This window comes from Miniimonas arenae, assembly GCF_006351005.1.
Classification (GTDB): Bacteria; Actinomycetota; Actinomycetes; order Actinomycetales; family Beutenbergiaceae; genus Miniimonas; species Miniimonas arenae.
Genome location: NZ_VENP01000010.1, coordinates 61,943 through 80,320 on the forward strand (window position 1 = coordinate 61,943; position 18,378 = coordinate 80,320).

General features: G+C 74.4%; 14 protein-coding genes. 11 read left to right on the forward strand and 3 right to left on the reverse strand.

Annotated elements, in window-relative coordinates:
- Positions 1–160 precede the first annotated feature (160 nt).
- The 3 genes from FH969_RS04460 to uraD are packed head-to-tail and all read right to left on the reverse strand — an operon-like array spanning position 161 to position 2,465.
- Positions 161–1,639 (reverse strand): nucleobase:cation symporter-2 family protein, encoded by a 1,479-nt coding sequence (locus FH969_RS04460; protein ID WP_139986275.1) that lies wholly within the window; start codon positions 1,637–1,639, stop codon positions 161–163.
- A 2-nt stretch (positions 1,640–1,641) separates the two neighbouring features.
- Positions 1,642–1,974: a hydroxyisourate hydrolase gene (uraH, locus tag FH969_RS04465; RefSeq protein WP_139986276.1), complete on the reverse strand. Its 333-nt coding sequence runs from the start codon at positions 1,972–1,974 to the stop codon at positions 1,642–1,644.
- Complete coding sequence (gene uraD, locus FH969_RS04470) at positions 1,971–2,465, reverse strand: 2-oxo-4-hydroxy-4-carboxy-5-ureidoimidazoline decarboxylase (RefSeq protein ID WP_139986277.1); 495 nt, start codon at positions 2,463–2,465, stop codon at positions 1,971–1,973. Before uraD ends, uraH begins: the two co-directional genes overlap by 4 nt.
- Positions 2,466–2,587: 122 nt before the next feature.
- Between uraD and allB the strand changes: the two genes are divergently transcribed.
- The 11 genes from allB to ilvD (FH969_RS04525) all read left to right on the forward strand — a co-directional run bounded on the left by allB (position 2,588) and on the right by ilvD (FH969_RS04525) (position 17,764).
- On the forward strand, positions 2,588–4,075 hold the full coding sequence (allB, locus tag FH969_RS04475) for an allantoinase AllB (protein ID WP_246071698.1): 1,488 nt from the start codon (positions 2,588–2,590) through the stop codon (positions 4,073–4,075).
- 237 nt (positions 4,076–4,312) lie between these two features.
- Positions 4,313–5,425: an acetamidase/formamidase family protein gene (locus tag FH969_RS04480; RefSeq protein ID WP_139986278.1), complete on the forward strand. Its 1,113-nt coding sequence runs from the start codon at positions 4,313–4,315 to the stop codon at positions 5,423–5,425.
- Positions 5,422–7,230 carry an AtzH-like domain-containing protein gene (locus FH969_RS04485; RefSeq protein WP_246071699.1) on the forward strand — a complete coding sequence of 603 codons (1,809 nt, stop codon included), beginning with the start codon at positions 5,422–5,424 and terminating at the stop codon, positions 7,228–7,230. Before FH969_RS04480 ends, FH969_RS04485 begins: the two co-directional genes overlap by 4 nt.
- The gene (locus tag FH969_RS04490) at positions 7,227–8,483 is read left to right on the forward strand and encodes a pyridoxal-phosphate-dependent aminotransferase family protein (RefSeq protein WP_246071700.1); all 1,257 of its coding nucleotides are present in this window, start codon (positions 7,227–7,229) and stop codon (positions 8,481–8,483) included. The genes FH969_RS04485 and FH969_RS04490 overlap by 4 nt, the downstream gene beginning before the upstream one ends.
- Complete coding sequence (locus tag FH969_RS04495; protein ID WP_246071701.1) at positions 8,480–9,712, forward strand: Zn-dependent hydrolase; 1,233 nt, start codon at positions 8,480–8,482, stop codon at positions 9,710–9,712. The genes FH969_RS04490 and FH969_RS04495 overlap by 4 nt, the downstream gene beginning before the upstream one ends.
- A gap of 130 nt (positions 9,713–9,842) precedes the next feature.
- Positions 9,843–10,139 (forward strand): Asp-tRNA(Asn)/Glu-tRNA(Gln) amidotransferase subunit GatC, encoded by a 297-nt coding sequence (gene gatC / locus FH969_RS04500; RefSeq protein ID WP_108717858.1) that lies wholly within the window; start codon positions 9,843–9,845, stop codon positions 10,137–10,139.
- Between the two features lies 1 nt (position 10,140).
- The gene (gene gatA / locus FH969_RS04505) at positions 10,141–11,682 is read left to right on the forward strand and encodes an Asp-tRNA(Asn)/Glu-tRNA(Gln) amidotransferase subunit GatA (protein ID WP_139986279.1); all 1,542 of its coding nucleotides are present in this window, start codon (positions 10,141–10,143) and stop codon (positions 11,680–11,682) included.
- Complete coding sequence (gene gatB, locus FH969_RS04510) at positions 11,679–13,178, forward strand: Asp-tRNA(Asn)/Glu-tRNA(Gln) amidotransferase subunit GatB (RefSeq protein WP_139986280.1); 1,500 nt, start codon at positions 11,679–11,681, stop codon at positions 13,176–13,178. Before gatA ends, gatB begins: the two co-directional genes overlap by 4 nt.
- A gap of 4 nt (positions 13,179–13,182) precedes the next feature.
- Positions 13,183–13,893, forward strand: a complete 711-nt coding sequence (locus FH969_RS04515; RefSeq protein WP_281285331.1) for a metal-dependent transcriptional regulator — start codon at positions 13,183–13,185, stop codon at positions 13,891–13,893.
- A 131-nt stretch (positions 13,894–14,024) separates the two neighbouring features.
- A complete protein-coding gene (gene ilvD / locus FH969_RS04520; RefSeq protein ID WP_139986281.1) occupies positions 14,025–15,887 on the forward strand; it encodes a dihydroxy-acid dehydratase in 1,863 nt (620 codons plus the stop codon).
- 167 nt (positions 15,888–16,054) lie between these two features.
- A complete protein-coding gene (gene ilvD / locus FH969_RS04525; protein WP_139986282.1) occupies positions 16,055–17,764 on the forward strand; it encodes a dihydroxy-acid dehydratase in 1,710 nt (569 codons plus the stop codon).
- The last annotated feature ends 614 nt before the right edge of the window (positions 17,765–18,378 follow it).

Below are 18,378 nucleotides of genomic sequence, written 5' to 3' on the forward strand. Positions count from 1 at the left end.
CGGCGCACGAGCGCCGAGGGCCCGGGAGATCCCGGGCCCTCGGCGCTGAGTCGTGCGTGGGAGTCGATCGGGGGGCGGGTGCGGCGACCACCGGCCGATCACCGACCGACCACCGGCCGCCTGCGGCCCCGACCGCGACGCGCGACCGTCCCCGAACGCGTCAGACGGTCGGCGCGGCCTTCGTGGGCTGCTCCATGTCGTCCGGGACGGTGCCGCCGTCGGCCAGGACACGCGCCTCCTCGGCCTGCACCATGAGCGGCGGCGCCGCGGCGATGACGGAGGGGTCCTTCGGCCGACCCGGCAGCAGGACGTTGAAGAACAGGTTGAGCAGCACCGAGACGATCGCCGCCGCCGAGATGCCCGAGTGCGCGATCGTGACGAACCACGTGGGGAACTGGTCCCAGAACGTCGGCACCACCACGGGGATCACGCCGAACGCGAGCGCGACGGCGACGATCACGAGGTTGTTGTTGCCCTGGTAGTCCACCTTCGACAGCGTCCGGACGCCGCTCGCCGCGACCGTCCCGAACAGCACGATGCCGGCGCCCCCGAGGACCGGGCCGGGGATGAGGTTGACCACCCCGGCCAGCACTGGCGACAGCCCCAGCAGCAGGAGCACGGCACCACCCGCGGCCACGGCGAACCGGCTCTTGATGCCGGTCAGCGCGACGAGCCCGACGTTCTGGGCGAACGCGGTCGCGGGGAAGGTGTTGAACACCGGGGCGACGGCGGAGGACAGCATGTCGGCCCGCAGGCCGTCGGCCACGCGTCGGGAGTCGACCTTCGTCCCGACGACCTCGCCGACGGCGAGGATGTCCGCCGTCGTCTCGACCATGATGACGAGCACGACGATCGTCATGGAGATGATCGCCCCGACCTCGAACATCGGCATGCCGAACGCGAAGGGCGTGGGGAAGCCGAGGATCGACGCGTCGCCGAGCGCCGAGAACGACGAGCGCCCGATGATCAGCGCCGCGACCGTGCCGACCACGAGGCCGAGCAGCACCGCGAGCCGCGACGTCGCCTTGATCTTCGCCAGGACAAGCACGACGGCGAGCGTGAACATCGCGAGGCCGATGTCCCGCAGGTTGCCGAAGCTCTCGTTCGGGACCCGCTCGCCGTCGACCGTGATCATCTCCTGACCGGTGATCCACCGCGCCGCGACCGGCATGAGCGAGAGCCCGATCACGGTGATGATCGTGCCCGTGACCACGGGCGGGAAGAACCGCACGATCCGGGCGAAGAACGGTGCGATCACGAAGCCGACGACCGCCGCGACGACGATCGCGCCGTACACGTGCCGCAGCCCCTCGGTCCCACCGCCGGTGCTGCCGATGATCGCGGTCATCGTGGAGACGGCCGCGAAGGAGATCCCCTGGACGAGCGGGAGCTGCGCGCCGAGGAACGGGACGCCGAGCGTCTGCAGGATCGTGGCGGCCCCGGACAGGAACAGGCCGCTCGCCACGAGCAGGGTGAGCTCGGGGCCCGAGAGCCCCGCCGCGCCGCCGATGATGAGCGGGACGGAGATCACCCCGCCGAACATGGCGAGGATGTGCTGGAGGCCGTAGCCGAGCGTCCTGCCCGGGCTCAGCCGTTCGTCCTCAGGCCGCACGGTGGCGGCCGGGGTGGTGGTGGTCATGCTCAGCTCCCTCGGTAGGTGGTGAAGGCGAAAGGGCTCAGGAGGACGGGCAGGTGCCAGTGCTGACCCGGGTCGCCGTCGATCCGGACGTGGAGGGTGATGCGCGGGTGCACGTGGTCGACGCCGAGCGCGTCGTAGTGCGCGCCCGTCTCGAGGCGCAGCTCGTAGACCCCGGCGGGCAGGAGGTCGGGACCGAGCCGCTCGACGCGGCCGTCGCCGTCGGTCGCCGCCTCGGCGATCGGGCCGTCGGGGCCGAGGAGCACGACGGCGACGCCCGCCACGGGACGTCCCGTCGCCGCGTCGAGCACGTGCGTCGTGACGTGGGAGCGCGTCATGCGAACGCTCCCGCCAGGCGCAGCCGGGTGATCTCGCGCAGCTGGTCGGCGACCTCGGCGACCTCGGTGGCCGGGTCGTTCGTGAGTCGGCGCTCGAGCTCGTTGAGGATCTCCCGAGGGCTGCGGCCCGCCGCGCGGATGAGGAAGATGCGCCCGAAGCGCTCCTCGTAGGCACGGTTGCCCGTGGCGACCCGCTCGCGCACCGTGTCCGGGGCCGTGCCGACCGCGGCCTGCTCGCGGCGCGAGTGGTCGGCCGCGGCGCCCGACCCGTGCGGCCGCTCGCCGATCCGGGGGTGGTCGGCCAGCGCGGCGTCGACCTCGGGCTGCGCCCAGTGCTCGGCGAGGGAGTCCGCGGCGGCGAGCAGCGCGGCGACGTCGGGGTAGGGGCGCCGTGCGACGACGGCGGACGCCCAGGTGGGCACCGCGGCCGCGGTGAGCACGAGGGCTGTGGCGCCGTCGCCGTCGAGCGCGTTGAACTCGTCGATCGTCATGGTCTCCCGTTCGGTCGGCCGGCACCTGACGTCGTTAAGTTATGGGTTAAGGCGACGGTGCCGGTTTCTGCCGTGTAACCAGTGCGTTAAAGCACCGGTGAACACGTTTGCCACAATGACGCGTGCCTTCCGCCTCCCCGCCTGCCCCGTCCCACCACCCCGTCGCGCCCGATCTCGTGGTCCGCGCCCGACGCGCCCTCGTCGAGGGTCGCTGGACCTCCGCCGCGATCCACGTCGCAGGCGGCCGCATCGTGGCGGTGCTGCCCTGGGCTCCCGCGCAGGATCCAGCGGCCGATCCAGCGGCGGATCCAGCGGCGCACCCGGCGGAGCTCCCGGAGGGGGACGCGGCGAAGGCGAGACGACCCGGCGCGCCCGGGGTTCGGGTGGTCGACGTCCCCGACGACGCGGTGCTCCTGCCCGGCCTCGTGGACAGCCACGTGCACGTCAACGACCCGGGCCGCAGCGAGTGGGAGGGTTTCGCGACGGCGCTGCGCGCCGCCGCGGCGGGCGGCGTGACGACGATCGTCGACATGCCGCTCAACTCGCTGCCCCCGACGATCTCGCCGGACGCGCTCGCAGTGAAGGTGGCCGCCGTCGGGCGTCCGCTCGTGGACGTCGGCTTCTGGGGTGGTGCGGTGCCCGAGAGCCTCGGCCACCTGCGCGCGCTGCGGGACGCGGGTGTGCTCGGCGTGAAGGCGTTCACCTCGCCGTCGGGCGTGCCCGAGTTCCCGCACCTGGACGAGGCCGAGGTCGACGCGCTCATGGCCGAGTGCGGGCAGCTGGACCTGCTCGCCGTCGTGCACGCCGAGGACCCGGCGCACCTGGCCGGCGACGGCGCGCTCGGCGTGGCCTACGAGCCGTTCCTGCGCTCGCGGCCGCCGCGCGCCGAGGCCTCCGCGATCGCCCGCGTGCTCGCGGCCGCGGAGCGACACGGCGCTCGGGTGCACGTGCTGCACCTGTCCGACGCGGCGTCGCTGCCGCTCGTGCGGGCGGCGCGCGAGCGCGGGGTGCGGGTCACGGTGGAGACCTGCCCGCACTACCTCTCCTTCGACGCGGCGCAGATCCCCGACGGCGCCACCGAGTTCAAGTGCTGCCCGCCGATCCGCGACGCGGCGAACCGCGACGCGCTGTGGGCGGCGGTGGCGAGCGGGGAGATCGACGCGGTGGTGTCCGACCACTCGCCGTCGACCCCCGACCTCAAGCGGCGCGGCGGCGGCGACTTCGGCCTCGCGTGGGGCGGCATCTCCTCGCTCCAGGTGGCGTTCGCGGCGACGTGGACCGCGGCCCGGGCGCGGGGGATCGACCTCGCGACGGTCGTGGCCCGGTGCGCGTCCGGGCCTGCGCGCATCGCCGGACTGCCCGACGTCGGCGCGATCGAGGTCGGCGCGCGCGCCCACCTCGTCGAGCTGGCGCCGGAGGAGACCTGGCGGGTCGACGCGGCACGCCTGCAGCACCGCAACGCGGTGTCGGCCTACCACGGTGCGCAGCTCGCGGGCGTCGTCCGGCGCACGTGGGTGGCGGGCGAGGTGGTCTACGACGCGGGCGCGCCCGACCCCTTCAGCGGGGCTCGACCGGGCCGACTGCGCGGCGTCGCCGTTACGAGTGTGTAAACCTATGGCTTAACACCGGCGGCGGCGCCTCGTCCGCACCTAGCCTGGCGGGACCGGCCGCAGCGCCCGTCCCGGCACCGGCCGGCACACCGCCCGACATGGGCCTGACATGGGCCCGACGTACCGCGTGTGGAGCGACGGGACGACCGCGACCGGCGCACGCACCACCCGCAGAACGCCGGCTGAACCACCGGCGCAACCACCCGGTCGACGACACGAACGAAGAGGAAGGCGCGCGTGGAGGTCCTACAGCCCGGAACGGGTCCGGTCGCGTCGTCGACCTACCTCACGGCCGACCCCGGCACGACGCTGTGGGGGAGGCTCCCCGGCGTGGACGATCCCACGGTGCTCGACCTCGAGGACGGCGCCGTCCTCACGATCGACACCGTGAGCCACGAGGGCCTGCTGCCGGATCAGGGCTCGGACCCGCTCGCGTACTTCGGCGCGCACGGGGTGGGCGTCGAGGGTGTGCTGCGCGACGCCGTCGTGCTCGCCCGCGAGCTGACGCGCGACCCGGAGCTCGACGGTCCGCACGTCGTCTCGCGCCCGATCGGGGTCCGCGGCGCGGAGCCGGGCGACCTCCTGCGCGTGACGCTGCTGGAGGCGCTGCCGCGCGTGCCGTACGGCGTCGTGTCCAACCGGCACGGCCGCGGCGCGCTGCCGGGGGAGTTCCCGCAGGGCCCGCGCGACGTCAGCGTGTTCACCCCCGTCGACGACGCCGGGCTGGCCTCGATGCCCCTCGCCGACGGTGGACCGCCCGCCGTGCGCTTCCCGACCGACCCGTTCCTCGGGCTCGTCGGGGTCGTGCCCGCGCAGGGCGGCCGGCTGCACTCGGTCCCGCCCGGGCCGCACGGCGGCAACATCGACATCCGCCTCGCGCGGGTCGGCGCGAGCATCATCCTGCCCGTGCAGGTGCCGGGCGCGGGGCTGTACGTGGGCGACCCGCACTTCGCTCAGGGCGACGGCGAGGTCGCGCTCACCGCACTCGAGGCGTCGCTGCGCGTGACGCTGCGGGTCGAGGTGCTGCCGCGGGCGCGCGCCCTGGCCGAGTACGGCGACCGCCGCGTGCCGTTCGTCGAGACGCCCGAGGCGTTCGTCCCCACGGGCATGGACCCCGACCTCGACGAGGCGGTGCGGGCGTGCGTGCGCGAGGCGATCGACTTCCTCGGCGCGCGGTACGGCATGGCGCCGCACCTCGCGCTCGCCTACCTCTCCGCCGCGGTGGACGTCCGCGTCTCGCAGGTCGTGGACCGCGTGTGCGGCGCCCACGCGGTGATCCCCAAGGTGCACCTGCCCGACGGCGAGCCCGCCACCCCGCGGCACCTCGCCTCCGCGGAGGTCGCCTCGTGAGGCACGACGGCGTCGCTCGCCTCGACGCGTCGGGCGGCGGTCCGCACGGGCACGGCGCCACGGGCGCCGCGGGTGGCGCAGCCGACTCGGCCGTCGACGGGGTGGGGCAGGCGTGGCCCGCGGGCCTGCGCGAGGCGTTCGAGGCGTACGAGCGTGCGCTCGCGGCCGACGACACCGCCGCGCTGGCCGAGGCGTTCGAACCGGGCGAGGCGACGATGCGCGGCGACGGCGCCGGCCTGCTCGTCGGGGCGGACGAGATCGCGCGGTTCCGCACCGCGCGCGGCGGCGTCGCGAGCCGACGCATCGGCCGGGTCGAGCTGCGGCCGATCACCCCGGACGTGGTGCTTGTGGTGAGCGTGTCGCACTTCGACGCCGGCGGCCGGGGGCTGCAGACGCAGCTGTGGCGGCGCACCGGATCCGACACTCTGTCGGCCGCATCGTCGGGCGCGTCGCCCGCCCTCCCGGGCTGGCGGATCGCCGCGGCCCACGCCAGCCCCCGCCCTGCCGCGCTGGACCGCCGGGTCTGGCGCGCCGTCGGGGACCCGCTCGTGCCGCCGACCCGGCCGGGCGTGCTCGACGGGCTGCGCGTCGCGGTGAAGGACCTGTTCGACGTCGCAGGCCAGCGCCGCGGCAGCGGCAACCCGGCCGTCTGGGCCGAGGCGACGCCGGCGGCCCGGGACGCGGACGCCGTCGCCCGGCTGCGCGCGGCCGGGGCCGCGATCGTCGGGATCGCCGCGACCGACGAGTTCGCCTACAGCCTCGCCGGGGCCAACGTCCACTACGGCACGCCCCCGAACCCGACCGCGCCCGGCCACCTGCCCGGCGGCTCGTCGTCGGGCCCGGCGACCGCCGTCGCGCTGGGCCAGGCCGACGTCGGGCTCGCGACCGACACCGCCGGCAGCATCCGGGTCCCGGCGTCCTACCAGGGGCTCTGGGGGCTGCGCAGCACGCTCGGCCGCGTGCCCACCGCGGGCCTCGCGCCGCTCGCGGAGGCGTTCGACACCGTGGGGTGGCTGACCCGCGACGCGGCCACGCTGGCGCGCGTCCTCGCCGCGGGCCTGCCCGACGCCGACGCTCCCGCCCGTGTCCTGCCGACCCGCGTCGTGGTCCCCGAGGAGCTCGACCGCCTGCTCACTCCCGGCGCCGTGGCATCCTTCCGCGACGCGCTGGCGCGGCTGCAGGCGCTCGGCGCGCTCGGCGAGGCCGAGCCGGTACGCCTTCCCGAGGCGGAGGAGCTGCGCGAGACGTTCCGCGTCGTCCAGGGTGCGCAGGCGTGGGCGACCTACGGTCCCTGGGTCTGCACCCACCCCGGCGCGCTCGGCGCGGACGTCGCGGAGCGGTTCGCCGCCGCGGCGGCGCTCAGCCCGGGCGATGTGGCCGCCGCCCACGAGCGGCTCGCCGAGCTGCGCGCCGGGCTGCGCGCGCTCGCGGCCGACGCGGTCCTCGTGCTGCCCAGCGCCCCCAGCGGCGCACCGCGGCTCGGCGAGCCGCTCGGCGACGTGCGCGCGGCGACCCTCGCTCTGACGAGCGTCGCGAGCGTCGGCGGCCTGCCCGCCGTGTCCGCACCGCTCCTGCACGACGGCGAGCTCCCGCTCGGCCTCGGCCTCCTCGGCGCGCCGGGCGACGACGCCGCGCTCGTCGCGCTCGCCGCGACCTGGGCGCGGGCGCTCGCCGTCGAGCAGCACGTGGTCGGCACCGACGATCCCGGTCCCGCCCCCGACCGAAGCCCCGACCCAGCCCCCAACCCGAACCTCGACCCAGCCCCCGACCCAGCCGCCGCACCCGGCGACAAGGAGCCCCGATGACCGCCGCCCTGCCCGTCGACCCGCCAGCCCGCCTCCTCATGGGGCCGGGTCCGGTGAACGCCGACCCGCGGGTGCTGCGCGCCCTGTCGACCCCGCTCGTCGGGCAGTACGACCCGTGGATGACGGCGACCATGACCGAGACGATGGGCCTGTACCGGCAGGTGTTCGCCACCGAGAACGAGTGGACGATGCTCGTCGACGGCACCTCCCGCGCGGGCATCGAGGCCGCGCTCGTGTCGCTGCTCGAGCCGGGTGACGACGTCGTCGTGCCGGTCTTCGGCCGGTTCGGCCACCTGCTGAGCGAGATCGCCGAGCGGTGCGGCGCGCGGGTGCACCAGGTCGAGGCGCCGTGGGGCCAGGCCGTGCCCGCCTCGGCGGTGCGGGAGGCCGTCGCCCGCGTGCGGCCGGCCGTGCTCGCCGTCGTGCACGGCGACACCTCGACGACGATCGCGCAGCCGCTGGAGGAGCTCGGCGCGATCGCGCACGAGCACGGCGCGCTGCTCTACGTCGACGCGACCGCCTCCCTCGGCGGCAACCCGTTCGAGACGGACGCCTGGGAGCTCGACGTGGTGACCGCCGGGCTGCAGAAGTGCCTCGCGGGACCGCCCGGGTCCGCGCCGATCACGATCTCCCCGCGCGCCACCGAGGTCATCGACGCACGCCGCAGCGTCGAGGCGGGGATCCGCGAGCCGGGCGAGGAGACCTCGAGCCGGCGGATCGCCTCGAACTACCTCGACCTCGCGCAGATCATCGACTACTGGGGTCCGCGGCGGCTCAACCACCACACCGAGGCGACGTCGATGCTCTACGCGGCGCGCGAGTGCGCCCGCGTGATCCTGCAGGAGGGCCGCGACGCGGTGATCGCACGGCACCGCGCCGCGGGGGACGCGATGGCCGCCGGGCTGGCGGCGCTCGGGCTCGCGCTGTACGGCGACCAGGCGCATCGGATGGCCAACGTCGTCGCCGTCGAGATCCCCGCCGGGGTGCCTGCCGACGGCGTGCGAACCGCGCTGCTCGCGGACTTCGGGATCGAGATCGGCACGTCGTTCGGGCCGCTGCACGGCAAGGTCTGGCGGATCGGCACGATGGGCGTCAACGCCCGTAAGGACGCCGTGCTCACCACGCTCGCGGCGCTCGAGCAGGTGCTGCGCCGCGCGGGGCACACCGCACCCTCGGGCGCCGGCGTCGACGCCGCGCTCGCCGTCTACGCCGAGCGTCCTGCCGAGGTGGCGACCGTCGGGGGGCACGCGTGAATGCCCCGGCGATGGTCGGCCAGCGCCGCGGCCGGCGGGCGTGGGACCGGTGCCAGGCGCTCGCGGCCGTCACCGCCGTGCCCGGCCGGGTGGACCGGTTCTACCTCACGCCGCAGCACCGTCAGGCGACCATGCTGGTCGCCGGCTGGATGCGCGAGTCCGGCCTGCGGATCTGGGTCGACGAGGCGGGCAACCTGCACGGCACCACGGGTGAGCGTGGCTCCCACCGCCCGCGTCTCGTGCTCGGCTCGCACCTGGACACCGTCCCCGATGCGGGCCGGTTCGACGGCGTCGCGGGCGTCATGGCGGCGATCGAGGTGGCCGGTGAGCTCGCCGGCAGCATGCCGTTCGACCTCGAGGTCGTCGGGTTCGGCGACGAGGAGGGCACCCGGTTCGGCCACGCGCTGCTCGGCAGCCGTGCGCTCGCGGGCACGTGGGAGGACGCGTGGTGGTCGCTCGAGGACGCCGACGGCGTGAGCCTGGAGCGCGCCTTCCTCGACTTCGGGCTCGACCCCGAGCGGATCGGCGCGGCCTCGTACGCGAACCGCGACCTCGTGGGCTACCTCGAGGTGCACATCGAGCAGGGCCCGACGCTGGACCGCGCGCATGTGCCCCTCGGCGTCGTCTCGTCGATCGCGTCGGCGCGCCGGTTCCAGGTCGAGGTGCTCGGGGAGTCCCGGCACTCCGGCGGCACGCCGTTCGACGAGCGCCATGACGCGCTGCTCGGGGCGGCCGAGGCCGTCGTCGCCGTCGAGCGCCTGAGCCTGGAGCGCCAGGTGATCGGCACGGTGGGCCGGCTCGAGGTGGCGCCCGGCGCCGTCAACGTCATCCCCGGCACGGCGACGTTCACGGTGGACATGCGCGCGCGGCACGACCACGAGCGCGACGACACGATCGACGCGCTGACCGGCGTGCTCGAGGAGGTCAGCGAGCGCCGCGGGCTGCGGTACCGCCTGCAGGAGATCCACGCCGCGCCCGCGGTGTTCTGCTCGGAGCGGCTGCTGGACGCCGCGCGCGAGGGCGTCGACGCGGTGCAGACGCAGGACGTGCCGACCCTCTTCAGCCCCGCCGGGCACGACGGCATGGCGGTCGCCGCCGTCACCGACGTCGCGATGATCTTCATGCGCAACCCGGACGGGATCTCCCACCACCCCGCGGAGTACGTCTCGCCCGACGACCTCGGCCTCGGCATCGCCGCGCTCACGACGGCGGTGCGCGCCCTCGCGTGACGCGCTCGCCGCCGGAACGACGAGCGCCGGCGCGCACGACGGCGAACTCCCGTCGGCGGGCGCCGTCGCCACCCGCGTCGGCCGGGTCCCGCCGGGCCGGTGGCGACCCCACACGCCCTAGGATCGGGGCATGCCCACGTTCTCCTCCGACGAGATCGCGCGCCTTGCGTCGCTCGCGCGGATCGACCTCACGCCCGACGAGCTGACCCGGTTCGCCGTCGAGCTCGAGGTCATCGCGCACGCCGTCGAGCGCGTCAGCGAGCTCGCCACCGACGACGTCCCGGCCACCAGCCACCCGATCCCGCTCACGAACGTGTGGCGCCTCGACGTCCCCGGCGCGGTCGTCGACCGCGACGAGGTGCTCGCCCAGGCGCCCGCAGCCGAGGACGGCCGGTTCGCCGTCCCGCAGATCCTCGGGGAGGAGTGACATGACCGACTCGACCAGCTCGCCGACCGGCTCGCTGACCCGCCGCTCCGCGGCCGACCTCGCCGCGCTGCTGCGCGCGGGCGAGGTGTCCGCCGTCGAGGTCGCCACCGCGCACCTGGACCGGATCGCCGACGTCGACCCCGCCGTGCACGCCTTCCTCCACGTCGACGGCGAGGACACCCTCGCGCAGGCCCGCGCGGTCGACGCGCGCCGCGCCGCGGGGGAGGACCTGCCCGAGCTCGCCGGCGTGCCGATCGCGGTCAAGGACGTCGTCGTCACCCGCGGCACCCCCACGACGGCCGGCTCGCGCATCCTCGAGGGCTGGCTGCCCCCGTACGACGCGACGCTCGTCACGCGGCTGCGCGAGGCGGGTCTGCCGATGCTCGGCAAGACCAACATGGACGAGTTCGCGATGGGCTCCAGCACGGAGCACTCCGGCTACGGGCCCACCCGCAATCCGTGGGACCTGGACCGCATCCCCGGCGGGTCCGGCGGCGGCTCGGCGGCCGCGCTCGCGGCGTTCGAGGCGCCGCTCGCGATAGGCACGGACACCGGCGGCTCGATCCGCCAGCCCGCCGCCGTCACGGGCACCGTCGGCGTGAAGCCGACGTACGGCTCGGTGTCCCGGTACGGCCTCGTCGCCCTGGCGAGCAGCCTCGACCAGGCCGGCCCGTGCACGCGGACCGTGCTCGACGCCGCGCTGCTGCACGAGGTCATCGGTGGGCACGACCCGCTGGACTCCACGAGCCTGCCCGAGCCCGCGGTCGGGTATGCCGACGCCGCCCGGCAGGGCCTGTCCGGCGACCTTACGGGCGTGCGGATCGGCGTCGTGCGCGAGCTCGGCGGCAGCGGTGACGCGCAGGGCTACCAGCGCGAGGTCAGCGCGGCGTTCGAGCGCAGCGTCGCGGCGCTGACCGCGGCCGGCGCCGAGGTCGTCGAGGTGTCCTGCCCGTCGTTCGAGGCCGCGCTCGCCGCCTACTACCTCATCCTCCCGGCCGAGGCCTCGAGCAACCTCGCGAAGTTCGACGGCATGCGGTTCGGCCTGCGCGTCGAGCCTGCCGAGGGCCCCGTGACGGCCGAACGGGTGATGGCCGCGACGCGTGGCGCCGGCTTCGGCAGCGAGGTGAAGCGCCGCATCATCCTGGGCACCTACGCGCTCTCGGCGGGCTACTACGACGCCTACTACGGCAGCGCGCAGAAGGTCCGCACCCTGATCCAGCGGGACTTCACGGCCGCGTTCGAGGCGGCGGACGTCCTCGTCTCGCCCACCGCGCCGACCACCGCGTTCCGGCTCGGGGAGAAGCTCTCCGACCCGCTCGCGATGTACCTCAACGACGTCGCGACCATCCCGGCGAACCTCGCGGGCGTGCCCGGCATCTCGGTGCCGAACGGCCTGGACGACGCCGGCCTCCCGATCGGGCTGCAGATCCTTGCGCCCGCGCGGGCCGACGCCCGCCTCTACCGCGTGGGCGCCGCGGCCGAGACCCTGCTCGCCCGGTCCGAGGGACCGGTCCTGGACCGCATCCCGGAGGTGGCGCGATGAGCACGCAGCTGGTGGACTTCGACGACGCCGTCGCGCGCTACGACCCCGTCCTCGGGATCGAGGTGCACGTCGAGCTCGGCACGGCGACGAAGATGTTCGACGCAGCACCCGTGACCTTCGGCGCGGAGCCGAACACGCAGGTCACGCCCGTGTCGCTGGGCCTGCCCGGTGCGCTGCCGAGCCTCAACCAGACGGCCGTGGAGTACGCGGTCAAGATCGGCCTCGCGCTGAACTGCACGATCGCGCGCACCTGCCGGTTCGCTCGGAAGAACTACTTCTACCCGGACCTCCCGAAGAACTTCCAGACCTCCCAGTACGACGAGCCGATCGCCTACGACGGCTGGCTCGACGTCGAGCTGGCCGACGGCGAGGTCGTGCGCGTGGAGATCGAGCGCGCGCACATGGAGGAGGACGCGGGCAAGAACACCCACGTCGGCGGGCACGACGGCCGCCTCCAGGGCGCGGAGTACTCCCTCGTGGACTACAACCGCGCGGGCATCCCGCTCGTGGAGATCGTCACCCGCCCGATCCTCGGCACCGGCGCGCGCGCCCCCGAGGTCGCCGCGGCGTACGTACGCACGCTGCGCGATATCTTCCGCACCCTCGGCGTGTCCGAGGCCCGGATGGAGCGCGGCAACGTGCGCGCCGACGTCAACGTGTCGCTCCGCCCCTCGCCGCAGGCGCCGCTGGGCACGCGCACCGAGACCAAGAACGTCAACTCCTTCCGCAGCGTGGAGCGCTCGGTGCGGTACGAGGTCGCGCGGCAGGCCGCGGTGCTCGACGGCGGAGGCCGCGTCGTGCAGGAGACGCGCCACTTCCACGAGGGTGACGGCAGCACCTCGGCGGGTCGGGTGAAGTCCGACGCCGAGGACTACCGCTACTTCCCCGAGCCCGACCTCGTCCCGCTCGCGCCCGACCCCGCCTGGGTCGAGGAGGTCCGGGCGACGCTGCCGGAGCTCCCGGCCGCTCGCCGTCGTCGCCTGGTCACGGAGTGGGGCTTCGCGGACGCGGAGATGCGTGACGTCGTGAACGCCGGCGCGCTCGACCTCATCGAGGCGACGACCGCCGCGGGCGCGACGCCCGCCGCGGCGCGCAAGTGGTGGATGGGTGAGCTCTCCCGAGTCGGCGCGCAGACCGAGACGCCGCTCGAGGACCTGCCGATCACGCCCGCCCAGGTCGCCGCGCTCCAGGCGCTGGTCGACTCGGGCCGGGTCAACGACAAGCTCGCCCGTCAGGTGCTCGAGGGCGTGCTGGCGGGCGAGGGCGACCCCGAGGCGGTCGTCGCGGCGCGCGGCCTCGAGGTCGTGTCCGACGACGGCCCGCTGCTCACGGCGATCGACGCGGCGCTCGCGGCGCAGCCCGACATCGCGGACAAGATCCGGTCCGGCAACCTCGGCCCGATCGGCGCCGTGATCGGCGCCGTGATGAAGGCGACCCGCGGCCAGGCCGACGCCGGGCGCGTGCGCGAGCTCGTGCTCGAGCGCGTGAACGGCTGACCCGGTGGCCGCCGACGCGGGGGCCGGCGGCGTGAGCCCGCCGCTGTCCGCCGTCGCGCAGGACTACCTCAAGGCGGTCTGGAACGCGGGGGAGTGGTCGGGCGCCCCGCTGTCGGTCAAGCAGCTCGCGCAGCGCCTCGGCGTCACCGCGGGGACCGCGAGCGAGGGCGTGCGGCGGCTCGCCGAGGCCGGGCTGATCGACCACGCGCGCTACGGGCAGGTCGCCCTCACCGACGCGGGCCGGCTCGCGGCGCTGGCCGTGGTGCGCCGCCACCGCCTCGTCGAGACACTGCTCGTGCGGACGTTCGGCTACGGCTGGGACGAGGTGCACGACGAGGCCGAGGTGCTCGAGCACGCGATGTCCGACCTCCTCGTCGCGCGCATCGACGAGCACCTGGGCCACCCCACGCACGACCCGCACGGCGACCCCATCCCGACCGCCGACGGCGAGATCACCATCCCCGAGGCGCGGCAGGTGAGCGAGCTCGACGCCGGGGCGTGCGGGGTGGTCACGCGCGTGTCCGACGCCGAGCCCGAGCTCCTGCAGCGGCTCGCCAAGGAGGGCGTCGTGCCCGGCACGCACGTGGCCGTGGCCCTGCGCGACGAGGCCTCGGCGCTCCTCGAGCTCGCGACCGTGCCGCACGGCGACGACGCCGAACGAGGCGCCGCGTTCGGCCTGCCGGCGCTGCGCGCCGTTTGGGTGGTGCCCGGCTGACGGACCCTCGTGGTCTCACCATGCGGCCCGAACCGCCCACATGGCGGAACGCAGGCGTAGCGTGCGAAGCGGTCGTGGGACGCGTTCCCGCACCGCCCGAACCCCCCGCACGCTGCAAGGAGACACCCGCGATGAGCCGTCCGCTGCGCTCGGCGACCTCGACCCACGGCCGCAACATGGCCGGCGCCCGCGCCCTCTGGCGCGCGACGGGGATGGGCTCGGAGGACTTCGGCAAGCCGATCGTCGCGATCGCGAACTCCTACACGCAGTTCGTCCCGGGCCACGTGCACCTCAAGGACATGGGCGACCTGGTGGCTTCCGCGATCCGCGAGGCCGGCGGGGTGTCGAAGGAGTTCAACACGATCGCCGTCGACGACGGCATCGCGATGGGGCACGGCGGGATGCTCTACTCGCTTCCGAGCCGCGACCTCATCGCCGACTCCGTCGAGTACATGGTGAATGCGCACTGCGCGGACGCCCTCGTGTGCATCTCGAACTGCGACAAGATCACCCCGGGCATGCTCAACGCGGCGCTGCGGCTGAACATCCCGACGATCTTCGTCTCGGGCGGCCCGATGGAGGCAGGCAAGGCGGTGGTGGTCGACGGCGTGGCCCAGACCCCGCTCAACCTGGTCAACGCGATCAACTACTCGGCCGACGACGGCGTGAGCGACGCCGCCCTCGCCAAGGTCGAGGAGAGCGCATGCCCGACGTGCGGCTCGTGCTCGGGCATGTTCACCGCGAACTCGATGAACTGCCTCACCGAGGCGCTCGGGCTGTCGCTGCCCGGCAACGGCTCGACGCTCGCGACGCACGAGTCGCGCCGTGACCTGTTCCTCGACGCGGGCCGCACGATCGTCGAGCTGGCGCGCCGGTACTACGACGACGAGGACGACGCCGTGGCGCCGCGCTCGATCGCGACCCGCGCCGCGTTCACCAACGCCATGGCGCTCGACGTCGCGATGGGCGGGTCCACCAACACGGTGCTGCACATCCTCGCCGCGGCGCAGGAGGCCGAGATCGACTTCACGCTCGCGGACATCGACGCGCTCAGCCGGCGGGTGCCGTGCCTGGCCAAGGTCGCGCCGAACCACCCGAGCTTCCACATGGAGGACGTGCACCGCGCGGGCGGGATCCCGGCGCTGCTCGGCGAGCTGGACCGGGCCGGGCTCCTGGACCACGACGTGACGTCCGTGCACACCCCCACCCTGCGGGCGTGGCTGGACGACTGGGACGTCCGCGGCGGGAAGGCCACGGAGCGGGCCGCCGCGCTCTTCCACGCGGCTCCCGGGGGCGTGCGCACCACGCAGGCGTTCTCGACGGCGAACCGCTGGGAGTCGCTCGACACGGACGCCGCGAACGGCTGCATCCGCGACGTCGAGCACGCCTACACCGTCGAGGGCGGGCTCGCGGTGCTGCGCGGGAACCTCGCCGAGGACGGCGCCGTGATCAAGACCGCCGGCATCGACCCCGACGTCTTCCACTTCGTCGGCACGGCGGTGGTGTGCGAGTCGCAGGAGGAGGCGGTGGAGAAGATCCTCGCCAAGCAGATCCAGCCCGGTCACGTCGTCGTCGTGCGCTACGAGGGCCCCGCGGGCGGTCCCGGCATGCAGGAGATGCTCTACCCCACGTCGTTCCTCAAGGGCCGCGGACTGGGCAAGGTCTGCGCGCTTCTCACGGACGGCCGCTTCTCGGGTGGCTCGTCGGGGATCTCGGTGGGGCACGTGTCCCCGGAGGCGGCCGCGGGCGGCACGATCGGCCTGGTCCAGGACGGCGACGAGATCGAGATCGACGTCGAGCGCCGGCTCATCCAGGTCAACGTCCCCGCGCAGGTGCTCGCCGAGCGCCGCGCCAAGATGGAGGCGTCGGAGCGGCCGTGGCAGCCGCTGACGCGCGAACGGTACGTCTCGCGCGCGCTGCAGGCCTACGCGGCGATGGCGACGTCGGCCGACCGGGGTGCGGTGCGCGACCTGTCGCTCATCCGCCGCGGCTGATCCGCACGACGGCGAGGCGCACCCTCGGCGGTGCCTCGCCGCCCTCGTGCGGACCCGGGCAGTGCCGGCGCGTGCGGCACGCGCGGAAGCCCGCCCGCGCGGCTCCTCGCGTCGTGTGCGGCCTCGCGTTCGGCATCGGGGGAGGACGAGGCTCCTAGAGTGAGGCCATGACGGCCACCGACGCCTCCGACATCGACATCAAGCCGCGCTCGCGCCAGGTCACCGACGGGTTGGAGGCGACGGCCGCTCGAGGCATGCTGCGCGCCGTCGGGCTCGGCGACGAGGACTTCGCGAAGCCGCAGATCGGCGTCGCGAGCTCGTGGAACGAGATCACGCCGTGCAACCTCTCGCTGCAGCGCCTGGCACAGGCGGTCAAGCAGGGCGTCCACGCGGCGGGCGGCTACCCGCTGGAGTTCGGCACGATCTCGGTGTCGGACGGCATCTCGATGGGTCACGAGGGGATGCACTTCTCGCTCGTGAGCCGGGACGTCATCGCCGACTCCGTCGAGACCGTGATGATGGCCGAGCGGCTGGACGGCTCGGTGCTGCTCGCGGGCTGCGACAAATCGCTCCCGGGGATGCTCATGGCCGCCGCCCGGCTCGACCTCGCCTCGGTGTTCCTGTACGCCGGCTCGATCATGCCGGGCTGGGTGAAGCTGTCCGACGGCACCGAGAAGGACGTCACGATCATCGACGCGTTCGAGGCGGTCGGCGCGTGCGCGCGCGGGCTCATGAGCCGCGAGGACGTCGACCGGATCGAGCGGGCGATCTGCCCCGGTGAGGGCGCCTGCGGCGGCATGTACACGGCCAACACGATGGCCTCGGTCGCCGAGGCGATCGGGATGTCGATCCCCGGGTCGGCGGCGCCGCCGTCCCCGGACCGCCGCCGGGACACCTACGCCCACCGGTCGGGCGAGGCGGTGGTCGAGCTCCTGCGCCGCGGCATCACCGCACGCGACATCATGACGAAGGAGGCCTTCGAGAACGCCATCGCCGTCGTGATGGCGTTCGGCGGGTCCACCAACGCGGTGCTGCACCTGCTGGCGATCGCGCACGAGGCGGAGGTCGAGCTCACGCTGGCCGACTTCGACCGCGTCGCCTCGCGCGTGCCGCACCTGGGCGACCTCAAGCCGTTCGGCCGGTACGTGATGAACGACGTCGACCGGATCGGTGGCGTCCCGGTGATCATGAAGGCCCTGCTGGACGCCGGCCTCCTGCACGGGGACTGCCTCACGGTCACCGGGGCCACGGTGGCCGAGAACCTCGCCTCGATCGCGCCGCCCGACCCGGACGGCAAGATCCTGCGGGCGATGGACGACCCGATCCACCACACGGGCGGCATCACGATCCTGCACGGCTCGCTGGCCCCCGAGGGGGCGGTGGTGAAGTCGGCGGGCTTCGACGAAGACGTCTTCGTGGGTACCGCTCGGGTGTTCGACCGCGAGCGCGCGGCGCTCGACGCGCTCGAGGACGGCACGATCACCGATGGCGACGTCGTGGTGATCCGGTACGAGGGCCCCAAGGGCGGCCCCGGGATGCGCGAGATGCTCGCCATCACGGGGGCGATCAAGGGCGCCGGCCTGGGCAAGACCGTCCTGCTGCTGACGGACGGCCGGTTCTCGGGCGGGACGACCGGCCTGTGTGTGGGCCACGTGGCGCCGGAGGCCGTCGACGGCGGACCGATCGCCTACGTGCGCGACGGCGACCGGATCCGGCTCGACGTCGCGAACAAGACCCTGGACCTCCTCGTGCCCGAGGAGGAGATCGCCGAGCGCGCGGTCGGGTGGGCGCCGCTGCCGCCGCGCTACACGCGTGGCGTCCTCGCCAAGTACGCGAAGCTCGTCCAGTCCGCCTCCAAGGGCGCCATCCTCGGCTGACCCGACGGCGAGCCGCCGGGGCAACGAGCCGACGACGGCCGCCCGACGCCGTGCCGGCGCGGCGGTGAGGCGGTGAGGCGCGGCTGACTGGGGTGACGCACGGCTGGCTGCTCCACGGCGAGCGCCAAGGCGGTGACGCACGGCTGGTTGCTCGACGGCGAGCCGCCAAGGCGGTGACGCAGGCCACAGAAGGCCCCGACCCTCGCGCTCGGCAGCGCGGGTGCGGGCGGAGTGACTCGACGCCAGCAGAGGATCGGCGGCAGGACGCCGGAAAGTCGCACTGAACGGGCCCTCGACGGGCCGCTGGCGGTAGTCCCGGCCTCGGCGCGATCCGCATGGTTCCGCCGATTTGCCCGATCCGACATCCTCCCGTAATGTCTTCTTCACACCCGGACGGGAGGAACGGACCGCGAGACGCGGGCCGGTCCCACGGGTGGCCCCCACGAGCAGCGCACCTCGAGTGCGCGTCGCTGAAGCGGGCACATCCACAGAAGAGCGATCTGGTCGATTTGACGGACGAGCTTCGCAGGGTGTAAGTTGGAGAGGTTGCCCCGGTGGTGCTGGCCCTGGTGGGTTGGTGTGGCTGGTGTGGTGTGTTGTTTGAGAACTCAACA

Excerpts from the sequence above, each read along its gene's own strand:
- FH969_RS04460 (WP_139986275.1), bottom strand. The coding sequence starts at position 1,639 with ATGACCACCACCACCCCGGCCGCCACCGTGCGGCCTGAGGACGAACGG.
- uraH (WP_139986276.1), bottom strand. The coding sequence starts at position 1,974 with ATGACGCGCTCCCACGTCACGACGCACGTGCTCGACGCGGCGACGGGA.
- uraD (WP_139986277.1), bottom strand. The coding sequence starts at position 2,465 with ATGACGATCGACGAGTTCAACGCGCTCGACGGCGACGGCGCCACAGCC.
- FH969_RS04490 (WP_246071700.1), top strand. The coding sequence starts at position 7,227 with ATGACCGCCGCCCTGCCCGTCGACCCGCCAGCCCGCCTCCTCATGGGG.
- gatC (WP_108717858.1), top strand. The coding sequence starts at position 9,843 with ATGCCCACGTTCTCCTCCGACGAGATCGCGCGCCTTGCGTCGCTCGCG.
- gatA (WP_139986279.1), top strand. The coding sequence starts at position 10,141 with ATGACCGACTCGACCAGCTCGCCGACCGGCTCGCTGACCCGCCGCTCC.
- gatB (WP_139986280.1), top strand. The coding sequence starts at position 11,679 with ATGAGCACGCAGCTGGTGGACTTCGACGACGCCGTCGCGCGCTACGAC.
- ilvD (WP_139986281.1), top strand. The coding sequence starts at position 14,025 with ATGAGCCGTCCGCTGCGCTCGGCGACCTCGACCCACGGCCGCAACATG.
- ilvD (WP_139986282.1), top strand. The coding sequence starts at position 16,055 with ATGACGGCCACCGACGCCTCCGACATCGACATCAAGCCGCGCTCGCGC.